This is a genomic window from Microcoleus sp. Pol12B3 (assembly GCF_036701355.1).
GTDB lineage: Bacteria > Cyanobacteriota > Cyanobacteriia > Cyanobacteriales > Microcoleaceae > Microcoleus.
Map to the genome: position 1 here is coordinate 60,879 of NZ_JAUBQS010000020.1, position 22,031 is coordinate 82,909.

18 protein-coding genes are annotated in these 22,031 nt (G+C 42.7%); 12 read left to right on the top strand and 6 right to left on the bottom strand.

The genetic code is table 11. The features are described from left to right. Positions 1-70: 70 nt before the first annotated feature. Positions 71-994 carry a glycosyltransferase family 2 protein gene (locus tag QUA53_RS12570; RefSeq protein WP_333097647.1) on the bottom strand — a complete coding sequence of 308 codons (924 nt, stop codon included), beginning with the start codon at positions 992-994 and terminating at the stop codon, positions 71-73. Positions 995-1,443: 449 nt separating this feature from the next. Here QUA53_RS12570 and QUA53_RS12575 point away from each other — a divergent pair, with 449 nt between their 5' ends. The 10 genes from QUA53_RS12575 to QUA53_RS12620 all read left to right on the top strand — a co-directional run bounded on the left by QUA53_RS12575 (position 1,444) and on the right by QUA53_RS12620 (position 11,767). Further along, a complete protein-coding gene (locus QUA53_RS12575; protein ID WP_333097645.1) occupies positions 1,444-2,781 on the top strand; it encodes a flippase in 1,338 nt (445 codons plus the stop codon). Then, positions 2,778-3,995 carry a hypothetical protein gene (locus QUA53_RS12580; protein WP_333097644.1) on the top strand — a complete coding sequence of 406 codons (1,218 nt, stop codon included), beginning with the start codon at positions 2,778-2,780 and terminating at the stop codon, positions 3,993-3,995. The genes QUA53_RS12575 and QUA53_RS12580 overlap by 4 nt, the downstream gene beginning before the upstream one ends. A gap of 19 nt (positions 3,996-4,014) precedes the next feature. Continuing rightward, positions 4,015-4,527 (top strand): hypothetical protein, encoded by a 513-nt coding sequence (locus QUA53_RS12585; RefSeq protein WP_333097643.1) that lies wholly within the window; start codon positions 4,015-4,017, stop codon positions 4,525-4,527. Between the two features lie 41 nt (positions 4,528-4,568). After that, positions 4,569-4,898: a hypothetical protein gene (locus QUA53_RS12590; RefSeq protein WP_333097642.1), complete on the top strand. Its 330-nt coding sequence runs from the start codon at positions 4,569-4,571 to the stop codon at positions 4,896-4,898. An 80-nt stretch (positions 4,899-4,978) separates the two neighbouring features. Beyond that, the gene (locus tag QUA53_RS12595) at positions 4,979-6,232 is read left to right on the top strand and encodes a glycosyltransferase family 4 protein (protein WP_333097641.1); all 1,254 of its coding nucleotides are present in this window, start codon (positions 4,979-4,981) and stop codon (positions 6,230-6,232) included. A 69-nt stretch (positions 6,233-6,301) separates the two neighbouring features. Then, positions 6,302-7,210 carry a glycosyltransferase family 2 protein gene (locus QUA53_RS12600; RefSeq protein ID WP_333097640.1) on the top strand — a complete coding sequence of 303 codons (909 nt, stop codon included), beginning with the start codon at positions 6,302-6,304 and terminating at the stop codon, positions 7,208-7,210. Between the two features lies 1 nt (position 7,211). After that, positions 7,212-8,372, top strand: a complete 1,161-nt coding sequence (locus QUA53_RS12605) for a glycosyltransferase family 4 protein (protein WP_333097639.1) — start codon at positions 7,212-7,214, stop codon at positions 8,370-8,372. 42 nt (positions 8,373-8,414) lie between these two features. After that, positions 8,415-9,701 carry a glycosyltransferase gene (locus QUA53_RS12610; protein ID WP_333219863.1) on the top strand — a complete coding sequence of 429 codons (1,287 nt, stop codon included), beginning with the start codon at positions 8,415-8,417 and terminating at the stop codon, positions 9,699-9,701. 59 nt (positions 9,702-9,760) lie between these two features. Further along, a complete protein-coding gene (locus QUA53_RS12615) occupies positions 9,761-10,843 on the top strand; it encodes an NAD-dependent epimerase/dehydratase family protein (RefSeq protein ID WP_333097636.1) in 1,083 nt (360 codons plus the stop codon). A 78-nt stretch (positions 10,844-10,921) separates the two neighbouring features. Then, positions 10,922-11,767, top strand: coding sequence for a WecB/TagA/CpsF family glycosyltransferase (locus QUA53_RS12620; protein ID WP_333097635.1), 846 nt, complete (start codon positions 10,922-10,924; stop codon positions 11,765-11,767). A gap of 466 nt (positions 11,768-12,233) precedes the next feature. Here QUA53_RS12620 and QUA53_RS12625 read toward each other — a convergent pair whose 3' ends face one another. The 5 genes from QUA53_RS12625 to QUA53_RS12645 form a co-directional block, all read right to left on the bottom strand. After that, positions 12,234-13,175, bottom strand: a complete 942-nt coding sequence (locus QUA53_RS12625) for a class I SAM-dependent methyltransferase (RefSeq protein ID WP_333248873.1) — start codon at positions 13,173-13,175, stop codon at positions 12,234-12,236. Positions 13,176-13,911: 736 nt separating this feature from the next. Continuing rightward, positions 13,912-15,171, bottom strand: coding sequence for a glycosyltransferase (locus QUA53_RS12630; protein ID WP_333097632.1), 1,260 nt, complete (start codon positions 15,169-15,171; stop codon positions 13,912-13,914). A gap of 772 nt (positions 15,172-15,943) precedes the next feature. After that, positions 15,944-16,903, bottom strand: coding sequence for a DUF362 domain-containing protein (locus QUA53_RS12635; RefSeq protein WP_333097630.1), 960 nt, complete (start codon positions 16,901-16,903; stop codon positions 15,944-15,946). Between the two features lie 125 nt (positions 16,904-17,028). Beyond that, the gene (locus QUA53_RS12640; protein WP_333097628.1) at positions 17,029-17,355 is read right to left on the bottom strand and encodes a hypothetical protein; all 327 of its coding nucleotides are present in this window, start codon (positions 17,353-17,355) and stop codon (positions 17,029-17,031) included. Positions 17,356-17,535: 180 nt separating this feature from the next. Next, a complete protein-coding gene (locus QUA53_RS12645; RefSeq protein WP_333097626.1) occupies positions 17,536-18,960 on the bottom strand; it encodes an aspartate ammonia-lyase in 1,425 nt (474 codons plus the stop codon). 404 nt (positions 18,961-19,364) lie between these two features. Here QUA53_RS12645 and QUA53_RS12650 point away from each other — a divergent pair, with 404 nt between their 5' ends. Both QUA53_RS12650 and QUA53_RS12655 read left to right on the top strand, forming a co-directional pair. After that, positions 19,365-19,814: a hypothetical protein gene (locus QUA53_RS12650; RefSeq protein WP_333097624.1), complete on the top strand. Its 450-nt coding sequence runs from the start codon at positions 19,365-19,367 to the stop codon at positions 19,812-19,814. A 218-nt stretch (positions 19,815-20,032) separates the two neighbouring features. Next, entirely contained in the window at positions 20,033-21,943 is a 1,911-nt protein-coding gene (locus QUA53_RS12655; RefSeq protein ID WP_333248876.1) for a hypothetical protein, read from the top strand. Positions 21,944-22,031: the final 88 nt, after the last annotated feature.

A 22,031-nucleotide genomic window follows, 5' to 3' on the forward strand; every position in this document is an offset into this window, starting at 1 on the left:
AGCCTATTTTTTATTAAGTAGAGTAAGTTGACAGTGATATTTCGTATCATTTCATTACGCTTCGCCAAAATCATTTTAACCAAAGTTTATCGGGAATTTTTTTTAAGTGTTTTATCACCTTATCAATCAAACTCTCATGGCTGATAAATAGTTTTTTAAACATTAATCTATCGTACTCTCGATCGGCCATCAGATTATCATTGATTTCAAGAGGAAACCTTAAATCTAATTGTTTCATTTCTGCTATTTCCTTATTGAGAGTTCCAGTATGAGTAGCTGCTAACCCAAAACCTAAATTAGCCACCAAATTGACACAAGGCACGATCGACAAGCCCCCTTGAGCCAAGCGAGCAAAACTCCATTGAAAATCCCACGTATCTACCTTACCCTGAAAAGTATTTTCCAAATCCCGCGCTCTAATTTTATACTGAGCCTCATCAGCCAGTATAGCTTTAATTTTTGCTTTCACGTCAGGATTGCTCCAAGCCTGCATATTAATATCATAAAATTGCCATGCCCTCTGCCAAGAAGCCCAGCCCCAAATACCTCCATAATAAGAAAAATGATAACTTTGCCTATCGGATTTCCATTCCTCCAAATAATTAGTCCCACTAATCATCATTACCCTGGGTTCATTTCTATATAAATCCAGCATTTCTTCACAAAATTGAAAAAAAGATGGATTGGGCAAGCAATCATCTTCGACAATAATTGCTTCTTCTACTGTATTAAATACCCAATCTAACCCACTAGCTACCCTGTGCTTACAGCCCATATTAGCCTCAGCATAATTTTTATAAACTTGACAGTCCCAGTCCACTTTTTCAATTATGGCCCTTACCTCAGCACATTTTTCAGCTTCCTCTGGCTTATCAGAGCGTGGTCCATCAACCACAAGTAGAAGTTTGGGCGGTTTAACTTCTCGAATCGCTGCAAATACCCTCTCTGTTGTATGAGGGCGATTAAATCCAAAAAAAGCCACAGGTGTTTTCATATATTAAACTCCAACTTATCATCCTTTTTGTTTTCACTACGCCTAGACTGCTTGCTCAACATTTACCAAGTTTGGCTCTCAGTAGTTCTATTCTGCCTTTTAATCCTGCTTTAGCATAGTGGATCATAGCCAGTAAACTAGGGATTATACTTTCACCTTTGGATTTGTAGGGATAGGAGTTAGGTTAGTTAAACCCCACCTACAAATCTCATCAGTTGTTCTAGCAAATGAGCTAACCTAAGCGAGTAATAATACTCATTTAGGTTAAACGAATCGTAGGGTATTTGAAATTTTAGAATACATAGTGGTAAAAGTTGTAGTTAGGGTGATTGGTATAAATCCTGCATAAGTGCTAATCTTTATGATATACTATAAATCATTACTACTTTGGCTAGATTGCAAAAAGTTCAAAAAATGTATTATTTTTTGGTAAAATTTTTAAATTGCCGATGTTAGACAAGTTGGCTGGTATGGGTCAAAAGCTTGGTCCGGGTCTGCGCCAGGTACTCAGCAACATAGCTTGGCTGTTCACTGACCAAATCTTGCAGATGGGTCTAGGTCTGGTTGTAGGCCTTTGGGTGGCTCGCTATCTCGGTCCCACACAATTTGGATTGCTCAACTACGCGATCGCCTTTGTGTCGCTGTTTAGTTCGGTAGCAACTATGGGCTTGGGTACTCTGGTAGTGAGGAATATCGCTCGCGACCCAGAATGCAAAAATGAAACCCTGGGAACTGCTTTCGGACTGCAATTTACTGGTGGCTGCATCACTTTGGTGTTAACTGTCACCGTGATTGCGCTACTCAAGCCCAACGACACTCTGACTCGGTGGCTGGTAGGTATCATCGCAGCAGGAACTATATTTAATGCTTTTGAGGCTATCAATTTTTGGTTTCAGTCCCAAATCCAGTCAAAGTATACAGTGTTGGCTAAAAATTCGATATGTTTTTTAGTTGCTGCTGTCAGAATTGGGTTAGTGACAATTAAAGCCCCCCTGCTTGCCTTCGCCTGGGTTCGATTGGCAGAGGTAGCATTGGTAGGAATGGCTTATGTATATTTTTATAAGCTTACTGGCAATAAAATTAAGGATTGGCAATTCAGTTGGGATCGGTGTAAGGAACTGCTATCAGAGAGTTGGCCGATAATTTTATCGGGATTGGCAATTTATCTGTACTCAAAAACCGATCAGATCATGCTCGGTGCGATGAATAAAAATGCTGAACTGGGCTATTATGCTGCCGCTGTTAAAATTTCTGAAATCTGCGATTTCTTGCCGATGATTTTATCAAGCTCTATTTTTCCCAAATTAGCGAATTTGAGAAAGACAAATTATGAAGAATATCTAAATAAATTTCAAATTTACTCGGATATTATGATATTTTTATGGTTGGGAGTGGCCATACCGATATCATTACTTTCTCCATGGATAGTGCATCTGCTTTACGGTGAAAACTATGCGAAGTCAGCAGCGGTACTCTCACTATATGTTTGGGCCCAATTTGGCAGTAACTTTGGAGTAGCACGGAGTACATATTTGAACATAGAAGCTCAGTTGCGCTACGGTCTTTACTTGACTGTAGTCGGCTCTATTTTTAATGTAGCGTTGAACTTTTGGCTGATTCCAAAGTATGGAGCTTTTGGAGCAACAATGGCTACTCTGATAACTTATTTTTACGTGATTATATTAGTCAATTTCTTGATTAAGGAATTGCGCCCCTTCGCAAATTTCATCTGGCGATCCCTTAACTTATACAAGGCAGCTTGTAGAATCAGAGGATTAGTAAAGTGATTCAAATTAAACCTAAAATCGAACAGCGCTCCAATTGCCCCTATTGCGGGACGCAACTCAATCCCAAAAATATTTTGTGGCAAGGGATACATATTCTTCTGGACTGTAAGTGCGGGGGATGTGGCAGCGAAATAATCGACGAGTTGAGAGTAGGTCATGGAGTGAACAACTACCTTCAAGTTAATTTAATCAAAAAAGAAATTTTTGCGGCGGTTCCTTACAGAAAAGAATGGTTAGGCAAACCATTACTCAATTCACTCCAAAATCCTCAATCAGATAAACTTGAGATAGTCAAGGAAATTTTTAAACCTTGCAATCGGGCAATTATCTTAAACTGTATCGATCATCTTTACGGTCACTCTCTGCTCAAGTTGCTAAATGCACAAAGGCACTTAGAATGCAACTCTGACTGCGGGTTAGTTGTGATAGTTCCTAAGTTTCTAAGGTGGATGGTTCCTGATGAAGTTGCAGAAGTCTGGACAGTACCTGTTTCTTTAAAAAATGGTCAAACTTACTATCCTAGCTTCGCCGAGTTTGTTGAGGAAGAAACTAAACGCTTTGATGAAATTTATGTCAGTGAAGCCCATTCTCATCCTAGTCAGTTTGACATCACGCGGTTTACTAGAGTCCCCAAACACAAATTTAATGAACCAGAAACAAGAATTACTTTTATTTGGCGGGAAGATCGTTTATTAGTTAACAGTGGGCTGTTCCGAGTTCTGAAAAAGCTAAATCAACGAGAAAGGGCATTGCCATTGCAAAATTTTAAAATTCAGCAGTTATTTGAGAAAATCAGGTTGCAAGTACCAGAAGCAAAATTTGCAGTAGCTGGTTTGGGGACAAAAACTAATTTCCCAGAATGGATTGAAGATTACAGAGTGGATAGTTTTAATGAAAAAGTTGAAAAGGAAATATGCCGTGTTTATTCACACAGCCGCTTAGTAATTGGTCTTCACGGCTCTAATATGTTGCTACCTTCTGCTCATGCTGGTATGACAATTGATTTGATTGATGAGCGTTGGGGGAACTTTGCCCAAGATATTTTATACCAAGAAAGTGACCCGAGAATGGCTAGTTTTCGCTATAGATTTTTGCCCTATCAGACTAGCAATGATACACTGGCATTCATAGCGGCTGTAATGCTTCAGAAGTGGTTTAACTTTAAATCACAGATGACTGCTGATCTGGTTAATTCAGATGTAGAAGACTACTAGGAAAAGTAGAGTCGAAGAAATGTTCAATTACCAAATCCAAACACCCATCGCTTTTATCATCTTCAAACGTCTAGATACAACGGCTAGAGTATTTGAGGCAATTCGTCAGGCAAAACCTCCCAAATTGCTAGTAATTGCTGACGGCCAATGTCCAGATAGGCCTGAAGAAGATCAAAAATGTGCGGCCGCTAGAGCTATTATTGACAAAGTAGATTGGGACTGCGAAGTTTTGAAGAATTACGCATACGTAAATCTCGGTTGTCGCCTGCGGGTGTCTAGCGGTATGAATTGGGTATTTGATCGAGTTGAAGAGGCAATTATTCTTGAGGATGACTTATCCCTCCTCCTACTTTTTTCCGCTTCGCTGAAGAATTGCTGGAGCGTTACCGAGACGCTCAGCGGATTCTGTCAATCTCTGGTCAAAATGTTCAGTTTTGGCGAAAAAAAACTGATTATAGTTACTACTTTTCTCGCTATAATCACTGCTGGATTTGGGCGAGTTGGACGCGAGCTTGGCAGCATTATGATTTAGATATGAAGTTATGACCGGAAATTCGGGATGGTAATTTTTTGATGAATATACTGGGAGACTCCAATGCTGGAAAAGTTGGGAAAAATATTTTTCAGGTTTGTTATGAAAACAAATTACAGAGTTTGGCTGGTCAGTGGACATTTGCTAACTTTATTCAAAATGGTATGAAGATTCTTGCGAATGTTAATTTAGCGTCTAATATCGGACATGGTGTAGGGGGAACTAATACGGAGGATGTCAACAGTCGTTATAGTAATATGCCTGTAGAAGCTATAACATTTCCAATGAAACACCCGCCTTTGGCAATTAGGGATACGCAAGCAGATAATTTTACACAAAAAAAATATTTGATTACGATCCGCAGTTCTTAAAAAAGTGCAAAAAAAAGGAGATAAACTTTTGAAACAATTCCGATAAAGTCACCTATAAATCTAGAGGAGAGGCAGGAGAAATGAAGGTTGTACTTCTCAATAGTTCTGATAGTGAAGGGGGGGCTGCCCGCGCCGCTTATCGGCTGCACCAAGGTTTCCAGGGGATTGGTGTGTCTTCGCAAATGCTGGTAAAAAATAAGAGTAGTGGGGATCGCAATGTAATTTCGTCACCAAATAGTATTGGGGCTAAGTTTGACAAGATGATATCAACTTTATCTAATGCACCATTGCGGCTCTACCCTCAGAGAAACCCCGTTATATTTTCTACAGAATTGCTGCCAGATTCTCTATCGGATAGACTAGGGGTACTCGCTCCTGATATTATTAATTTACACTGGGTTTGTGGGGGTTATTTACAAGTAGAAAGTATTCCCAAGTTTAAGCAACCCTTAGTTTGGACGCTGCATGATATGTGGCCTTTTACAGGTGGCTGTCACTACAGTGAAGATTGCAATCGCTACACTCAATCTTGTGGTAGCTGTCCCCAACTTCAGAGTAAGAAAGATTCGGATCTGTCGCGGTGGGTGTGGCAGCGGAAAGCTAAAGCTTGGGATAAGCTTAACCTAACTTTGGTTAGTCCTAGTATTTGGTTAGCGAAATGCGCTCATTCTAGTTCTTTATTCAAAGATTTTCGAGTTGAAATAATTCCTAATGGCATCGATACTCACAAGTACAAACCCATAAATCGTCAGTGGGCGCGAGAAATCCTGAATTTGCCTCAAGATAAGCAAATTGTACTCTTTGGAGGTGCAGGTGGAATGGGCGATCGCTGGAAAGGATTTAACTTGCTCGTACCCGCTTTACAAAGCCTTAGTAAATCAGGCTGGAAAGATCGGATAGAGTTGCTGGTTTTTGGCTCTTCTGAACCAGAAAATCCCATTGAACTTGGTTTTAAAACTCACTATTTGGGGAGACTCGCCGATGATATTGCCCTAGCCACTGTTTATGCAGCAGCAGATATTTTTGTCGCCCCTTCCGTGATAGATAACTTGCCAAATACAGTCATGGAAGCTCTTGCTTGCGGCATCCCCTGCGTCGCATTTAATATTGGGGGACTGCCCGATATGATCGAACACTGCTCAAATGGCTATTTAGCTAAACCTTATGAAACAGAAGACTTAGCGCGAGGAATTGCTTGGGTTTTAGAAGATCCCAATCGACATCAAAAACTCTGTATTCGCGCCCGCCAGAAAGTGGAACAAGAATTCACCTTGGAGATACAAGCAAATCGCTATTTGTCTGTTTTTAACGAGGTTCTGTCAACTCCCAAGTAAAGATAAAAATCTAATTTTATTGGGTAAATTTTACCTTGCATATCGTTAAAAGCCGCACAATTGGGAATAATGAACCGTACTAAAATCGCCGCCCTTTTAACTTGCTTTAACCGCAAAAAGAAAACATTAGCTTGCTTAGAGTCTCTTTTTAAGCAGGCACTTCCAGCCGATGTTGATATTGTAGCCTATCTAGTCGATGATGCCAGTACCGACGGCACCAGCGAGGCAGTTCGTCAAATCTATCCTCAAGTCAATATTTTTTCCGGCGACGGAAACCTATTTTGGAACGGGGGAATGCGTAGGGCTTTCAGCGAAGCCATGAAAGATGATCCAGACTATTACCTATGGTTAAATGATGACACTCTTATTTATCCAGAAACCGTAAGTATCTTGCTAGAAACCACTCAAAAAATATCAGAAAAAGGAGAAACGAAAGCAATCGTTGGTGGTTCTACCTGCGATCCAGAAACGGGTAAAACAACATACGGCGGTGTTGTGCGAAATAACCCTTTGCACCCCTTCCGATATGGTGTCCTAGAACCAACAAAAGAGCCTCAGCTCTGCGATACTATGCACGGCAACTGCGTATTAATTCCCCGCAATGTTGTGCAAATGGTCGGCAACCTCGATCCGGCTTTTGTCCATTATATTGGCGATTGGGATTATGGTTTACGAGCCAGACAGAAAGGATGTACAGTTTGGATTGCTCCTGGCTATTTAGGTACTTGTTCCCTCAACCCCCAGGTTACTAAAACCGCTGCTGATAATTTAAGCGAAGGATTGGATAAAATGAGCCAACCGAAAGGTTTATCTTTCAAAGATACTACCCTGCAACCGGCTCAAGAGTGGAAAGTATTTACTCAGCGACATGGTGGGTGGTTGTGGCCAATTTATTGGCTGCTACCTTATCGTAGGTTAGTTTTGCTTTCAGTGTTGAGTAAACTGGGATTGGCTAAAAACAAAACTCAAGGTGAATAGGATGGTTGATAGAAATGAAATCCGCATTGCTTGGCTTGTCCCGGAAGTGGAACTGGGAGCTTACTGGCAGCCTGTTTTGATGGAATTTACGAAAATTTTTAAGCATACTGTATTTTATACGGGTCGTGTTTGGCCGGGGTTCGATCCGAGCCTGCCGGGCGCATCGGCAATTCAGTTGGTAGGGGAGACTAAATTTGTCGAGACGGAAAAGATAGAAACAGGATACGATCGCGGATTCATTGTAGTATCGCCTCGTATTATCGGCTATTTGCTAAATTTTAGACCTCATGTGGTCTTTCCCCAAGCTTTCTCTTTGTGGACTGTAATTGTTGCGTTTTTAAAACCGCTACTAAGGTGGAAAATTGCCATTATTTACGATGGTAGTTCCCCAAATACAGACTTTCGAGATTCCAGTTTTAGGACATTTGTGCGCCGCATCCTTGTCCGGTTTGCCGATGCTTTTGTTGCCAATAGCAATGCGGGTAAAAAATATCTGATGGAAGTTCTCAAGGTACCGGAGGATAAAATTTTTACCAGAACCTATCTCGTACCTGATGCGCGAGCTTTGCTGAAACGATTGGATCAAACTCAGCCACCGAACGTGCAGTTAAAACGCCCGATTTTTCTGTATGTAGGGCGGATCACGGCGAGAAAGGGAATTAAAACGCTTTTAGAAGCTTGCGCTATTCTTAAAAATCAAGGTTATGTTGATTATTCGCTGTTGATTGTTGGCAAGGGAGATCAGCGGGAAGAACTAGAAGCTTTTATTAAAGAGCGCGGTTTTGAAGAGCAAGTAACGTGGGCTGGATGGGTGGAATACGGAAATTTGGGTGCTTATTTTCAGCAAGCTGATATTTTTGTGTTTCCTACTTTTGAGGATGTCTGGGGTATGGTTGTACCGGAAGCGATGGTGTTCGGAAAACCAGTGTTGTGTTCACATGGTGCAGCTTCCTATGAGTTAATTATGTCAGGTGATAACGGTTATATTTTTGATCCTAGCAGTGCTCAAGAGTTAGCGGATAAAATGCAAACTTTTCTAGATGATCCTGATTTGATTGAGTCGATGGGAGAGCGTTCACAACAGATAATTTCTCAAAAAACGCCAGAAACAGCAGCTAAAGCTTACGTCGAAGTTACATCTTTTTTGATGGACAATAGGTGAAAGAAGTTCGGCAACGGATTTTTTAAATGATTTAACGGAGGGATGGAAGAGGGAAGAGGGAAAAATTACCAATTACCAATTAGCAATTACCACTTAGCCATGAAAGTTTTATTATCTGCGTTTGCTTGCGAACCGAATCTCGGATCCGAAGAGGGGGTAGGATGGAATACTGTTATCCAATCTGCTAAACATCACGAAAGTTGGGTATTTACTCGAACGTTTTGTCGATCGTACATTGAAGCAGAACTAGAGCGCAACCCAGTGCCCAACCTGCACTTTGTTTATTTCGATCCTTTTGGGTGGAGCGAAGATTGGAAGGGGAAACAAGGATTGCTCCAACTTCACTACTATCTGTGGCAAATCTGGGCTTATTTTATCGCTCGGAAGCTCGATCGCGAAATTGGTTTTGACATCGTACATCACGTAACTTATGTCAAACATTGGTCTCCCAGTTTCTTGGCGCTGTTGCCACATCCTTTTATTTGGGGGCCTGTGGGGGGTGCAGAAGCAGCACCAAAGGCTTTTTGGCAAGATTTTAGCCGCCGGGGCAAAATTTACGAAACGCTGCGGGCATTGGCTCAAAGCGTAGGAGAACGCGATCCGTTTGTGGGGCTGACGGCGCGTCGCAGTGCTGTGGCGCTGGCAACTACGGAAGAAACCGCTGCCAGACTGCGATTTCTCAAAGCAAAAAACGTGAAGATTTTCTCGCAAGTTGGTTTATCGCAGCAGGAAATTCAAGAACTAGAGAAATTTCCTACCCCGCCGGAGCAACCAATTAGATTCATCAGTGTCGGTCGTCTCTTACACTGGAAAGGGGTGCACTTAGGACTCCGTGCATTTGCGGAGGCGAATCTGGAACAATCGGAATACTGGATTGTCGGAGACGGCCCGGAAAGGCAGCGCTTGGAAACTTTGGTAAGAGAATTGGGACTGGCAAATAAAGTATTTTTTTGGGGAACTTTATCTCGCACTGCAACTCTTTCTAAAATGGGGGAGTCTCACGTTCTCCTCCATCCGAGTTTGCATGACTCTGGAGGTTTTGTGTGTACGGAAATGATGGGTGTTGGCCGTCCGACGATTTGTTTGGATTTGGGCGGACCTGCTACTCAAGTGACGGAGCAAACGGGAATTAAAGTGGCTGCTACCGATCCCGATCGCACTGTGCAGGGTCTAGCAGAAGCTATAGTGTGTTTAGCCAAAGATCGTGAATTGCGATCGCGCTTGGGTCGATCGGGTCAAACGCGCGTCAGGGAAATCTATGATTGGGATGTTAAAGGTCTATTCTTCGCCCAATTGTGCGAAGATGTATTCGATGGAAAATCAGGATAACTTCTGATTTGTTCGATCGGGCAAAACAAAGAAAACTATATTTTTTCAGGCGGTGAAACGTGGGCGTTGCAATCATTACTGGCTCGGCGGGTTTAATTGGATCTGAGGCGTGTAAGTTCTTTGCCAAACAAGGCTTAGATATAGTTGGAATCGACAATAATATGCGCCAGTTCTTTTTTGGTGCTGATGGTTCTACAAACTGGAACCGCCAACTTCTCGAAAAGTCTTTGGGTACCAAGTATTATCACTTAGATGTGGACATTCGCGACTATGAAGCGATTACCAATATCTTTCAGCGGTACGGCGAGTCAATCGAATTAGTAATTCACACAGCAGCCCAGCCCAGCCATGATTGGGCTTCCCGTGCTCCGAAAATAGACTTTACAGTCAATGCCAACGGCACTCTCAATCTTCTAGAAGTAACTCGTCTGTACTGTCCCAAAGCTGTTTTTATTTTCACTTCTACAAACAAAGTATACGGCGATACGCCTAACAGTTTGCCTTTAATTGAATTAGAACACAGGTGGGAAATTGAACCCGGGCATACTTACGAAGGCGGCATTCGGGAAGATATGTCAATAGATCAGTGCTTGCACAGTTTGTTTGGTGCTTCTAAGGTAGCTGCTGACGTTTTAGTTCAAGAATACGGTCGATATTTTAATATGAACACCGCTTGTTTTCGCGGCGGCTGTTTGACGGGTCCAAATCACTCAGGAGCTCAATTGCACGGTTTCCTCGCATACTTGATGAAGTGTGCTGTCACGGGAACTCCTTACACTGTGTTTGGCTACAAAGGCAAGCAAGTCCGCGATAACATTCACAGCGCGGATTTAATTTCGGCATTTTATGAATTTTATAAAGCTCCCAGAAGTGCCCAAGTTTATAATACAGGAGGAGGCAGGTACAGCAATTGTTCGATGTTAGAAGCTATCCAAATGTGCGAGGCAATTGCGGAACGCAAGTTTAATTGGACTTATGCTGAAGGGAATCGAATTGGCGATCACATTTGGTGGATTAGCGATAATTCAAAATTTTCCAGTCACTATCCCAACTGGAAAATGAGATATGACGTTAAACAAATCTTACAGGAGATTTATGAATGTAACCGCGAGCGTTGGCTGAAAGAGGATTCCAATGATTGAGCGGGGCAAACAGAATGTGCTGGGAATTTAGGTAAACGATTGAAGAATACAAAGTTAAACAAATCTTAGGGGAGATTTATGGCTGTAACCGCGAGCGTTGGCTTAAAGAGGTGTTCCATGATTGATAAAGGGAAAAAGAATGTACTCGGCATATTAGTAAATGCCGTTAATTATGAAGCGGCTGTTAGCAAAATTATTGCGGCAGCCAGCGCCGGAAAACCAATGTCAGTTTCTGCTCTCGCGGTTCACGGGGTAATGACTGGGGTTCTCGACAGCACTCATCGTTATCGGATTAATCACATTGACTTAGTATTGCCAGACGGACAGCCGGTCAGGTGGGCGTTAAATTGGTTATACCATACGGAATTGCCCGATAGAGTTTGCGGGCCAAATGCGATGTTACAAATCTGCGAACGTGCGGCAGAAGAAGGATTACCTATCTATTTGTACGGCTCTCAAGCTTCTGTACTCGAGGCTTTATGTTCCAATCTCTGCCAGCGTTTTCCCAAGTTAATTATTGCTGGAACTCAGCCTTCTAAATTTAGGCAAGTTTCGCCCCAAGAGAAGCAAGAAATTGCACAGCAAATTCGCAACAGCGGTGCAGCAATTACTTTTGTCGGTTTGGGGTGTCCGCGACAAGAAGTCTGGGCTTACGAATACCGGGATGACTTATCAATGCCGCTGATTGCTGTAGGTGCTGCTTACGATTTTCATGCTGGTAATTTGGCTAAATCTCCTGAGTTTTTATCTAAGATAGGTTTGGAATGGCTGTTTCGGATGATCAAAGAACCTCGGCGCCTTTGGCAGCGGTATGTTTTTTTGAATCCGCTTTATATCTGGTTGTTTTTGCTACAAGCTTTGAAAATCAAAAAGTTCGACCCCACAGACGCGACGCCGCCTGTAGAAGAAGTATTATATGGTTGAAATTTAAAAGTTTCTTGTGCATTATGGGTGCTCACAAGAAAAAAGCAAACACATCGTAACTAATCGTTTTGAGGTGCAACTGCGATCGCATATTCAAGAAAACTTATATCAAATCCGGTGGCATCGGAATTATAGTGGGATATCTTAAACTCGCTACCCAAATCGCGAGCTTAAGATATCCCACTGACACGATCCAAATATATTATGCCGATGCAACCGCAAACAATATTACGCCAGAAAGCAATTTTTGCATTATCTATGCAGTAAGCTGCGGACTGCACACCTTACAAACAAAGTTGGTGGGTCAGTCTCGATCGAGTCAGGTGGATTGCTGGGTCAATAGTCGCATTTGGTGTGACTGTACTCCTGGCATGGGCGACGATCTCAGGAGATAGCCAAAGTATGGCGAGTGTGCAACCAAACTTGATAATCAAACCAAAAATTTATTGCCCTTACCTCGATCGAGCTATGGTTTTTGGGCCACAATCCGGATAGAATCGTACTTGTTTTCATCAGCAGCAAAAATTGTTTTCAGCAGTAGCTTCCAAGCTTGGACTTTACTGTTTTCTTTGGACTTTACTATCTGATGAGGTGCCATTGAATCGAACAGACGGAAAATTTTTCTTTCATCATCGATCCAAGTGTTATCGAATTGGCGATAGTAGCCATTAAATTGGGTAGAAATTATCTCAAATCCTACTTGTTGACAGATAGCGTGAAAGCTCTGCGGTGTGAAGAAATACAAATGCCTTGGTACATCTAGATGCATCCATGTAATCCCTGATGATTTCAGCCCAATACAAGAGTTATTTGGTACTTCCATTACCAATTTGCCACCATCCACGAGTAACTGCATGGCATTGCGGAGTGCAAGTAAAGGATCTCTGGTATGTTCGAGTACATGGTTCATCACAATTATGTCGTACTGTCTAGACCGGACTTCCGGGGGCAAAGATTCTGCAGTACCATAAAATACATTAAGGCCTCGCTGCTGCTGGGCCAAAACCAAAGCTTGTCGATCGGGTTCTACGCCCCACACTTTGTGACCATCTGCTTGCAGTTCTTGCAGCAGATGTCCGTTGGCGCAACCAATTTCTAAGATCGAGGAGGAAGCAGTCCCGAACTGTTGCTTCCACCATTTACTTGTGACATCTACTCCGCGATCGAAACGCCAAGCTAGATGGGTACGCAATTTATCGAAGAAAGAAATAGAAGAGGCAGATACAAAGCCTGTAAAGTCTATATGATGAGTATAATACTCATCGATGTCGTAGAAGCTGGCGATTTTGTTGAGTTCGGGTAGAGGATGAATGCATCCAAGTTGTGACTTTTCGCACCAGTACAATTGAAATGACTCTTTATTTCTAGGTCTGCGCCAATCACCGGGTATAAATAGCCACGGTTTCATACTCTGTCCCGATATCGGACAGGTGAGGGTAGGGCTTAAGCACTGTTGATTTTGCTGCATTTTAGTTTGCCTTACTTAGGTAATGGACTTACTAATAACCAATTATGTTATATCGATCCGGGAGATTATGTGTGAGTGATAATTGGGGGATGCTAAACACAGCAGATGAATACCTAAAACTTATGAATTTTTAGGAATAAAATTGCTAAGGTGGGGTTTTCAGGTAACATCCAATTTAAGCTAACGCATTTAACTTAACTCTATCAGTTTTTATAAAAAAATACACCTTCTACTAGCTGGGTGTGACTAAGTTTGTATGTTGTCAATAATTAAGCACTAATTCAAGGATATATTAAGTTATCAACATGGTAGGTCTCTAGGCTATGATACTAATAAAAGCAGTTGTGCATATATGTAAATAATGAAGCCGTTGATTTAACAAGATTTCAACTCAAACCACTGTTACTTTTGCCAGTTCCCGTGGAAAGGAAAATGAGTTGGTTGCTCAATGGTTTAGGGTTGCTATGGGATCTGGTAGTTGGTCAGAAAATGTAGCCCGTTGAGATTTGAAAACCTATGGAAGAAGTGCGATCGCCCAGTCGAGTTTGATGCTATTAAGTTTGAAAAAAACATCTAATTCTAATGGCGATCGCTCACCTCAAGCATTGCGTTTACGATACCTCCAATTTCCGTGACTACCTTAATGAAGCCTGTCTCAATCATAGGCAGAAGATTCTTAAGGCAGTTGACTGTACGCCAAAACCATATCTGGAGCATCACTTACTTGACTTTCGGTGACTTGATTAGGCAGCGTTGAATAGGCAATAGCCTGCATATGTTTTATGCGCGCTTGAAAAGTCTTCTCAAATGTGTGCTGTTGAGCAAACTTCAGGGACTTTAATGACATTGATGTAATTTCTTCCCGGTTGTGGCTAAGTTCTGCAATTTTCTTCGCCATCTGTTTAGGCTGATTCATTGGCACAACCCATCCTGCCTCCGACATTTCTGCAATTCCCTGGAATGCTTCGTTAGCATACCCAACAATCGGCACGCCAGCAGCCATAGTTTCTATGTAAGTACAAGAAGGATCGCCCTGCCGGTGACAGCAAACAAACAAATCAATATTGTTCTTAACAAAGGGGAAAAAATCTGTTTTAAAGTCAGGCACTCCGAGCATTTTCACGCAATCATTAAGTTGATTTGCATCTATTTGCTGGTGCATCATCTCTTCTAAGTCACCAATACCACTGATGAACATTTCAAATTTCACATTCAGTTGTTTGAGCTCTCTAGCGACCTCAAGTAAATGATCGGCCCCTTTCATCTTAATTAGGCGACCTGAGAATACTAGCCGGAGAGGCATATCTTGAGAGCGGTTTTCAGTGCGTCGTTCAATGTCAGCTTCTGTTGCTAACATATCCTCTCTAATCCGCGTGTCCAAGAACAACTGTGGGTTGCGATTGAGATGTTTGTATTCTTGGTATGTAGGGGTGCCGTTGCACTGCAATCCCTCTGCCATTGCGATCGCCTTGCGCTGCTTATATTCCTGGCTGTAAGTCCAGATCATTCTCCGCAAGCGGATCAGGGGATTTTTCGTACTCACATTCACGATCTGTTTGCGAGTTTTCAGACTGTATTCGGAAACGTAAATACACGGTACTCCCGCTATTTTACACACTTGACTGATATGGTTCTGTCTGTATTCCGGGGCTGCCAATACCAGCGCACTCTGATGCTGATGTAGTAAAGCTGGGGTGATTTGATCAAAAGAAATTATTTCCAGTTTGAATGGCAATTCATTAAGTTTGAATATTTTTGCATCCATCTGGTCGTTGTCTTCTTTCGTTTCTTCCATTATCACAGTAATTGAACCAGACCAATACGTGGCTAACTCACCAACTGCTTCTATCAATTTGCGGGTCAGTAAAACTTCGCTGTTTGGCAAAAACTTTGCTTTTAGTGGCTGTACGATTGTCAGATTGTTGTTAGTAAGCATAAGTGAGGTAGGTCCTGATTTTAAGTTTTTACTGATGCGGTAGTGAATCTTTGCTGTACTTGGCAAGGGTTGTTGATCGATCTATATAACAGACATCTACCTAATTTAAATTTCGCCGCCTGATACAAGCAACATTTCAGACTCTGTTTGGGAGATATCTAATACTTAAGATGGAGGCAGCAACTGGATTAGACCTTTATTATTTCAGGTAAGGTCTGTTTGATATGTCGCCATCATCTGCGATCTACGTATAACTGTCAATAACCTTTTACGAGCTTTACTCAATCTTTATAATTGAGCGGTCAATTATAAAGAAAAGCGCAATTATAGGGTAAATTTGGTTAAAACAAGGGCTGTTACAAGTGTTTATACTTAAATGAAATTATCTAACTGCTTCTAGCTAGCAAGAATGAGCGCGAGTTTCGAGTACGGCGAGGCAAATGCTTTAAGTAAGTCGGCGCGAAAAAACGCCCCTAGGCAAATGAAGGCCAAGTCTCCAAATGCTCTCTACTGGCTGACTTAAGCCTGTTTACATAGTGTTACATTATACGGTTTAGTCCCGCCTACCTACTTACTGGCTGACTTAAACCTGTTTACATAGTGTTACATTATGCGGTTTAATCCCGCTTACCTACTTAAACCATAAACTTATAATAAATTTATTAAAACTTTACATAAATAGATATGTTGTAAATTAATAATAATATTTCTTTACAATTAGCAATGGAAAGCAGAAGGAATAAAAAAAAGAAATTTTACCCTTCTGTCTTCGCTAATGCGAAGCCTTGATGCTGAACTTTTCTTTAATAAACCGGATATAAAGGTGTTTGAAAGCCGACTTCACCACGCGGGGCATACCGAAGTCGATCGCCATCATGGTTTCGGGCAACTTCCAATCCAAAACCTTGAGAGTTTCCGGCTGCAAAAGCGGAAAATCAAGATCCTCTAAATTCGAGCAAAGTCCCAATCTCATCGCCGCAGCTACAGTGGGAACCGCCGCCGGATCGGCATTAATAATATCAACTAAAGTTCTGTCCAAAGCAAACACATCATCAGAGGCCGCCAAAATTCCCAAAAACTTAGGTTCGCCGCCGCTTGGCCCGTTACCTTCGTGACCGATAATGCCATCCAAAATTGTCAAATTTGGGTTAATTGTCCGGGCAGTTTCTACCAGCATTTCACCGAATCTGGCACTATCTTTACCAGCTTCCATGTGCCACCAAGCCTTCATTTTGCCGGGGACGCAGCCGAACAAATTTTTCACGCCCATTGTCACGGTTAATTGAACGTGAGATTTTAGCTTTGGCAAATTAATAACTACATCCGCTTCCATAGCTTCTTTGCAAATTCGCAGATGGTTGAAATCTTGGCTGACAGTTTCGTAGCGTTTTCCTTGAAACTCAACTACAGGCAAATTCAGTTCTTCCAACAGCGGCAAATAACCGTTGGCTTTGGCTACACCCATTGCGCTGCCAAAAGCTGGACTATCACCTAAAAACGGTTTTCCTCCCGCTTCAATCACCATTTTAGCGACGCAGTAAACCAATTCCGGGCGGGTGACACATTCTTTTGTAGGGCGAGAACCGGTGAGGAGATTTGGTTTGAGTAAAACCCGATCGCCCGATTTGACAAAAGCCGAAATTCCGCCCAAGGGTGCCAGCAAACTTTCTAAAGAGGTTTGCAAGATTTGGCGATCGTATGAATTGGCACGAATTAAACTAACAGCAGACATAATTATGAATTAATTGGTAATTGGTTATCTATCGGGAATAATCTCAATGTAACGCAGACACGGAACACCCTAAGCAGGGTGATCTGCGCGTGCGTTACCAAGAATAATCTCAATACAAATGAACCCTAAGTATTCATCGGCAATCTACCAACAGCAGCCCGCTGCATGGTACTAACTCGCAGCGCGTTAGAGAATATTCCTTGGCCTTGCAGGTCGGGAATCGCGGGTTTTACTTCTACTTTTACCACCCTGGCTGTGCAGATAAAAACCGTTTGATCGGCTAAATGGAAAGTTAACCAAGGTTGACTCAACAAAGTCAGCACTTCCTCTTGGAATTCTTGTGCAGGCATCGGAATAGTAAACGTTTCTGCGTGACCTTCCACATAATGAAATGTCACTTGAGTTGTGTTCTCTTTATCTTGAGTTAATTTTGCAAAAGAACCTGCGCGCATAAATTTTGCCCCCAAACTTTAGACTATAAAAAAAATCAGAATTAAATCTAAAAAAATTGAATTCTGAATTGTTTAACTTTAACCTGTGACAGGGCTTAGGCAGAAATTAGAAGGCAGAAGGCAGAAGGCACAATAAAATCGAGTTCAGCCTTCTAGTTTCTAGCTGATACCTGTGAGATCCTAAACGTTAGCAGAAGATGTTGGCATCGCACTCATTTTCTCTAAATCTAGAACTTTTGCCAAGTCTTCTGCACTCATTAAACCCCGTTCTAGCACAATTTGCCGCAAAGATTTGCCTGTTTCTAGAGATTCTTTGGCGACGGCGGCGGCGTTGAGATAGCCGATGTGAGTGTTGAGGGCGGTAACGAGGGCGAGACTACCTTCAGCATAAGCGAGACATCGATCGCCCTTAGCTTCAATTTTGGCGAGGCATTGTGCAGTCAAAGCGCTGATGGTATTGCCCAAAATTTCGATGCTGTGAATGAGATTGTAGGCAATCAAGGGCATCATCACGTTCAATTCTAATTGTCCCGCTTGGGCGGCCAGGGCGATCGCGCTATCGTAACCCATAACTTGAAAACACACCATCGATGTCATTTCTGCCATCACAGGATTGTATTTTCCCGGCATAATTGACGAACCCGGTTGCACGGGAGGCAGTTGAATTTCTTTCAAACCCGTTTTCGGCCCGGAGTCCATTAAACGCAAGTCATGGGAGATTTTAACGCAATCCTGAGCGAGATTTCGCAGTGCACCGGACACATTTACAAACGGCGCCATACTCTGCATAGCCGCCATTAAATGCCTTGCTGGTTTCAGGGGTTGGTCGATTAATTCTGAGAGAATTTCAGCAACTTTTTGACAGTATTCAGGATGAGTATTTAAGCCTGTTCCTGCCGCACTTCCCCCCAATCCCAGGGATGTCAAATCATCGGATGCCCTGTCAATTCTCAATGTATGTTCTCTGAGAATTTGGGCCCAAGCGCCGAAGGTATCGCCGAGTCGAACCGGTACGGCATCTTGCATATGAGTGCGGCCGGATTTAACAATATCTTTGAATTCTTCGGCTTTGTTTTCTAGGGCAACTACGGCCTCCGACAAAGCCGGAAACAGAGTCTTTTCTAACGCCAACAATCCGCCGATCCGAATCGCAGTCGGAATCACATCATTGGTCGATTGACCGTAGTTTACATGATCGTTAGGACTGACGCGCTTGTAGTTGCCTTTTTCCTCGCCCATAATTTCTAAAGCGCGATTTGAAAGAACTTCATTAACATTCATGTGGTGAGAAGTTCCAGCCCCAGCTTGGTAGACATCAACTACAAATTGGTCGCGCAATTTGCCCGCTAGGATTTCATCTGCTGCTTGCACAATTGCTTGACTGATGTCTTGGGGAATGCAGCCGAGTTCGCCATTAGCGATCGCTGTTGCTTTTTTAATTAAAACACAAGCATCAACGTATGTTGATAAAGGCTTAATGCCGCTGATAGGAAAATTTTCCACTGCGCGCAGGGTTTGGATGCCGTAGTAGACATTAGATGGGATTTGTTTGTCTCCCATCGAGTCGCTTTCAGTGCGATAGGTTGCGGTTGGGTTTTGAGTCATATCGTCTGGTTTGTGATAATTAGGAATTGTGCAAATAGAACTTACGCACAGTTGGTCAGGAACCGGGTTTCTTGTCGGTAAATATGTTTGAAAGCGTAGTCTTTTGTCAAGAAACCAGGTTTCTGAAGGTTTTTGTGTGTCGTGGAATGGCATTTTTTTTAGTAACACGGCTGACGGGCGATCTTACTTTTCTGGGCCCGCAGGCAACTTTACAGTAATGCGTAAGTCCCGAGCGTACAAAATTATCTCACATCTTAGGCTTCAATCTAAAATTTTAAATTTCCAATCGATTGACAGTTTGCCAAATCTAAAATTAGTCGAGCGACAAGGGACATCGCACGCAGACAAGGCGAGTCAGCTATAATCATACAAGTAAATCCATTTCACAAGAGTGTTATACTCTCATGAACAAACAAGCAAAAACTTTCAAACACCCGATAAATATTTTGATAATCGGCTTAAGCACCTTGGCAATTATTCCTGCTTCAGTCAAAGCTGTATCCCGCAATATTCCCGCCACCAACAGCCCGGAAAAACCGGCGATTTTAATGAGTCAGCGCCAGCAGGAGATTCAGTTTAAGCGCAGTGCTAGTTCAGCGGAAGTAAAAGGAGGAGTAGCGCGCGGCGAAGTCATGATTTATCTGATTAACGCCAAAGAAGGTCAAACCATGAATGTTGAGATCCAATCAGTTGAGGGAAATGCTGTTTTTAAGATTGTCGATCCCAATACAAACGCCGTAGTTGAAGGGGAAAAAAGTTGGTCTGGAGAATTGCCCCAGACGGGAAAATATCAGATAGTTGTTGGTACAGAACGAGGAGGCGCTAGTTACACTCTATCAGTTTCGATCGACTAATTGTATGGTGCGTCGCCACGAGATATTGAAGATCCTTTGAGATTGTTGGTAGCGACGCACTCTACCTTCTAGAGTAGTTGTGTAATTACGAGTTTTTTCTATCGCCTACTTCTGTACTTGATTAGATAAAAATCGAGTGTGTTTAACAATAAATATTAAACCATAATCGGGAAACTTGTAACAAAAATTCAAGTTACAAAATTCGGAAAGTTGTTATATTGGGTAGCACAAACAATTTTGCAGCAGGCGAATTGCCAAAAATTATGCCGCGTTACCAAACCCTAGATGATGTTACTACCCTCCAAGAGGCACTCGAAGGAATAGTTGTTGAAGATTTAAAAAAGCTGTATGCACTGTTGTCGGGAGATCGTAAATTAACCCGCAAAGCTGACCTGGTTGCTGGGATTAAACAGCAAATGCAGGGAGAAAAACTCAAGCAAGTTTGGGCGCAATTAGACGACCTGCAAAAAGCCGCCGTAGCGGAAGTTATACATGGGTCAAGTGGTGGCTATGATGCCGATGTATTTATGGCGAAATACGGACAACAACCAAACTGGGGAAAGAGCGATCGCTATGGATACAACCGAGAACCATCCCTACTATGCTTGTTCTTCTACGGCACTGCGATACCCTACGATCTTGAAGAAAAATTGCTGAAGTTTGTGCCAAAACCTCAAGGAAATTCCTTAAATCTGCTTGGCGATGTACTGCCAGATAATTTTATAATTCGTGTAGAAAAACATAACTTTCGTACATCTCAAAGAGAGGTATCCGAGTACGAACTTCCTTTGACTATTTGTGAAATGGAACGGGCAGCCCCAAAGGATTTGGAAGCAGTTTTGCGTCTGATTCAGTCGGGCAAAGTTGCCGTTAGTGAAAAAACCGCATTACCTGGTGCCGCAACTCTGAAAGCGATCGCCGCCGTATTGCAAGGGGGTGATTTTTATAACGACGAACAGCGCCAAGCTACCGTGGAAAAGGGCGATATATTCTACGAGGTTGGTAACATCAAATCCTTTGCTTGGGCCCCGATCGCCCAAGCAAGCAAATTCGCCGAACTATCGGGCAAAAAGCTAGTTTTGACCAAAGCGGGACAGAAAGCTTTGCAAGAATCATCTGCCAAAGGATTACAGACAGCATGGAAGCGCTGGTTAAAAACAAACACTTTTGATGAATTTCGCCGCATTGATGCGATTAAAGGACAAACGGGCAAGGGCGCGCGCGGCATGACAGCGGTGGCGGGGCGGAGAGAGGCGATCGCCTCAAGGCTAGTAGAATGTCCTGTCGGTAAATGGGTTCTGTTTAGCGAATTTAGCAGGTATATGTTGGCAACGGGCAATCGGTTTGAAGTAACGCGCGATCCCGACAATCTCTATATTTCTGAATTTGGGTATGGTAACTTAGGATATTCGGGCAGTCACGATTGGCATATTCTGCAAGAAAGATATATGCGCTGCCTGTTGTTTGAATATGTTGCTACCCTGGGAATAATTGATGTTGCCTATGCCGATCCGTCCCTCATCCCCAGCGATTTTGACGATCTTTGGGGAACGGACGATTTGAGATTTCTCAGCCGCTACGACGGCTTAATATCTTTTCGCCTGACAGCTTTGGGGGCTTACTGTTTGGGATTGACTGACAATTACACCGCGCCAGCAATTGAGTTTCGTCAAACACTCCGCGTACTGCCCAATTTAGATATTGTTGTAGCAGGAGAAGGCATCGCGGCATCAGATGCGATCGTCCTCGATCTCTATGCTAAAAAAGTTTCAGATGTCGTCTGGCAACTCGATAGACAAAAGCTATTTACTGCCATAGAAGCCGGATACCCGCTAGCAGAATTTAAAGAAGTTTTAGAGACCAGAAGTATCGAACCGCTACCCGAAACCGTACAGCAATTTCTGACGGATGTTACAGAACGATCGAATAGTTTGCAAGATGCAGGAACTGTCAAGTTAATCGAATGTAAAAACGCCCATTTAGCTGTGTTGATTGCCAATGATTCCCGTACTAAAAAATTCTGTCAGCTAGCGGGCGATCGCACTTTAGCAGTTCCATTATCCCAGGAAACTAAATTTCGCAACGCCCTGCGGCAGCTCGGCTACGTCTTACCCCAGCGGGATAAATAGTACACTTGATACTATTAGTGTCAAAAATCACCCGACAACCTTTTTATCTTTCGTTTCTAGCTGAGTCCCGATCCCCCTAAATCCCCCT

Excerpts from the sequence above, each read along its gene's own strand:
- QUA53_RS12570 (WP_333097647.1), bottom strand. The coding sequence starts at position 994 with ATGAAAACACCTGTGGCTTTTTTTGGATTTAATCGCCCTCATACAACA.
- QUA53_RS12575 (WP_333097645.1), top strand. The coding sequence starts at position 1,444 with ATGTTAGACAAGTTGGCTGGTATGGGTCAAAAGCTTGGTCCGGGTCTG.
- QUA53_RS12585 (WP_333097643.1), top strand. The coding sequence starts at position 4,015 with ATGTTCAATTACCAAATCCAAACACCCATCGCTTTTATCATCTTCAAA.
- QUA53_RS12590 (WP_333097642.1), top strand. The coding sequence starts at position 4,569 with ATGAATATACTGGGAGACTCCAATGCTGGAAAAGTTGGGAAAAATATT.
- QUA53_RS12595 (WP_333097641.1), top strand. The coding sequence starts at position 4,979 with ATGAAGGTTGTACTTCTCAATAGTTCTGATAGTGAAGGGGGGGCTGCC.
- QUA53_RS12600 (WP_333097640.1), top strand. The coding sequence starts at position 6,302 with ATGAACCGTACTAAAATCGCCGCCCTTTTAACTTGCTTTAACCGCAAA.
- QUA53_RS12605 (WP_333097639.1), top strand. The coding sequence starts at position 7,212 with ATGGTTGATAGAAATGAAATCCGCATTGCTTGGCTTGTCCCGGAAGTG.
- QUA53_RS12610 (WP_333219863.1), top strand. The coding sequence starts at position 8,415 with ATGGAAGAGGGAAGAGGGAAAAATTACCAATTACCAATTAGCAATTAC.
- QUA53_RS12620 (WP_333097635.1), top strand. The coding sequence starts at position 10,922 with ATGGCTGTAACCGCGAGCGTTGGCTTAAAGAGGTGTTCCATGATTGAT.
- QUA53_RS12625 (WP_333248873.1), bottom strand. The coding sequence starts at position 13,175 with ATGAAACCGTGGCTATTTATACCCGGTGATTGGCGCAGACCTAGAAAT.
- QUA53_RS12630 (WP_333097632.1), bottom strand. The coding sequence starts at position 15,171 with ATGCTTACTAACAACAATCTGACAATCGTACAGCCACTAAAAGCAAAG.
- QUA53_RS12635 (WP_333097630.1), bottom strand. The coding sequence starts at position 16,903 with ATGTCTGCTGTTAGTTTAATTCGTGCCAATTCATACGATCGCCAAATC.
- QUA53_RS12640 (WP_333097628.1), bottom strand. The coding sequence starts at position 17,355 with ATGCGCGCAGGTTCTTTTGCAAAATTAACTCAAGATAAAGAGAACACA.
- QUA53_RS12645 (WP_333097626.1), bottom strand. The coding sequence starts at position 18,960 with ATGACTCAAAACCCAACCGCAACCTATCGCACTGAAAGCGACTCGATG.
- QUA53_RS12650 (WP_333097624.1), top strand. The coding sequence starts at position 19,365 with ATGAACAAACAAGCAAAAACTTTCAAACACCCGATAAATATTTTGATA.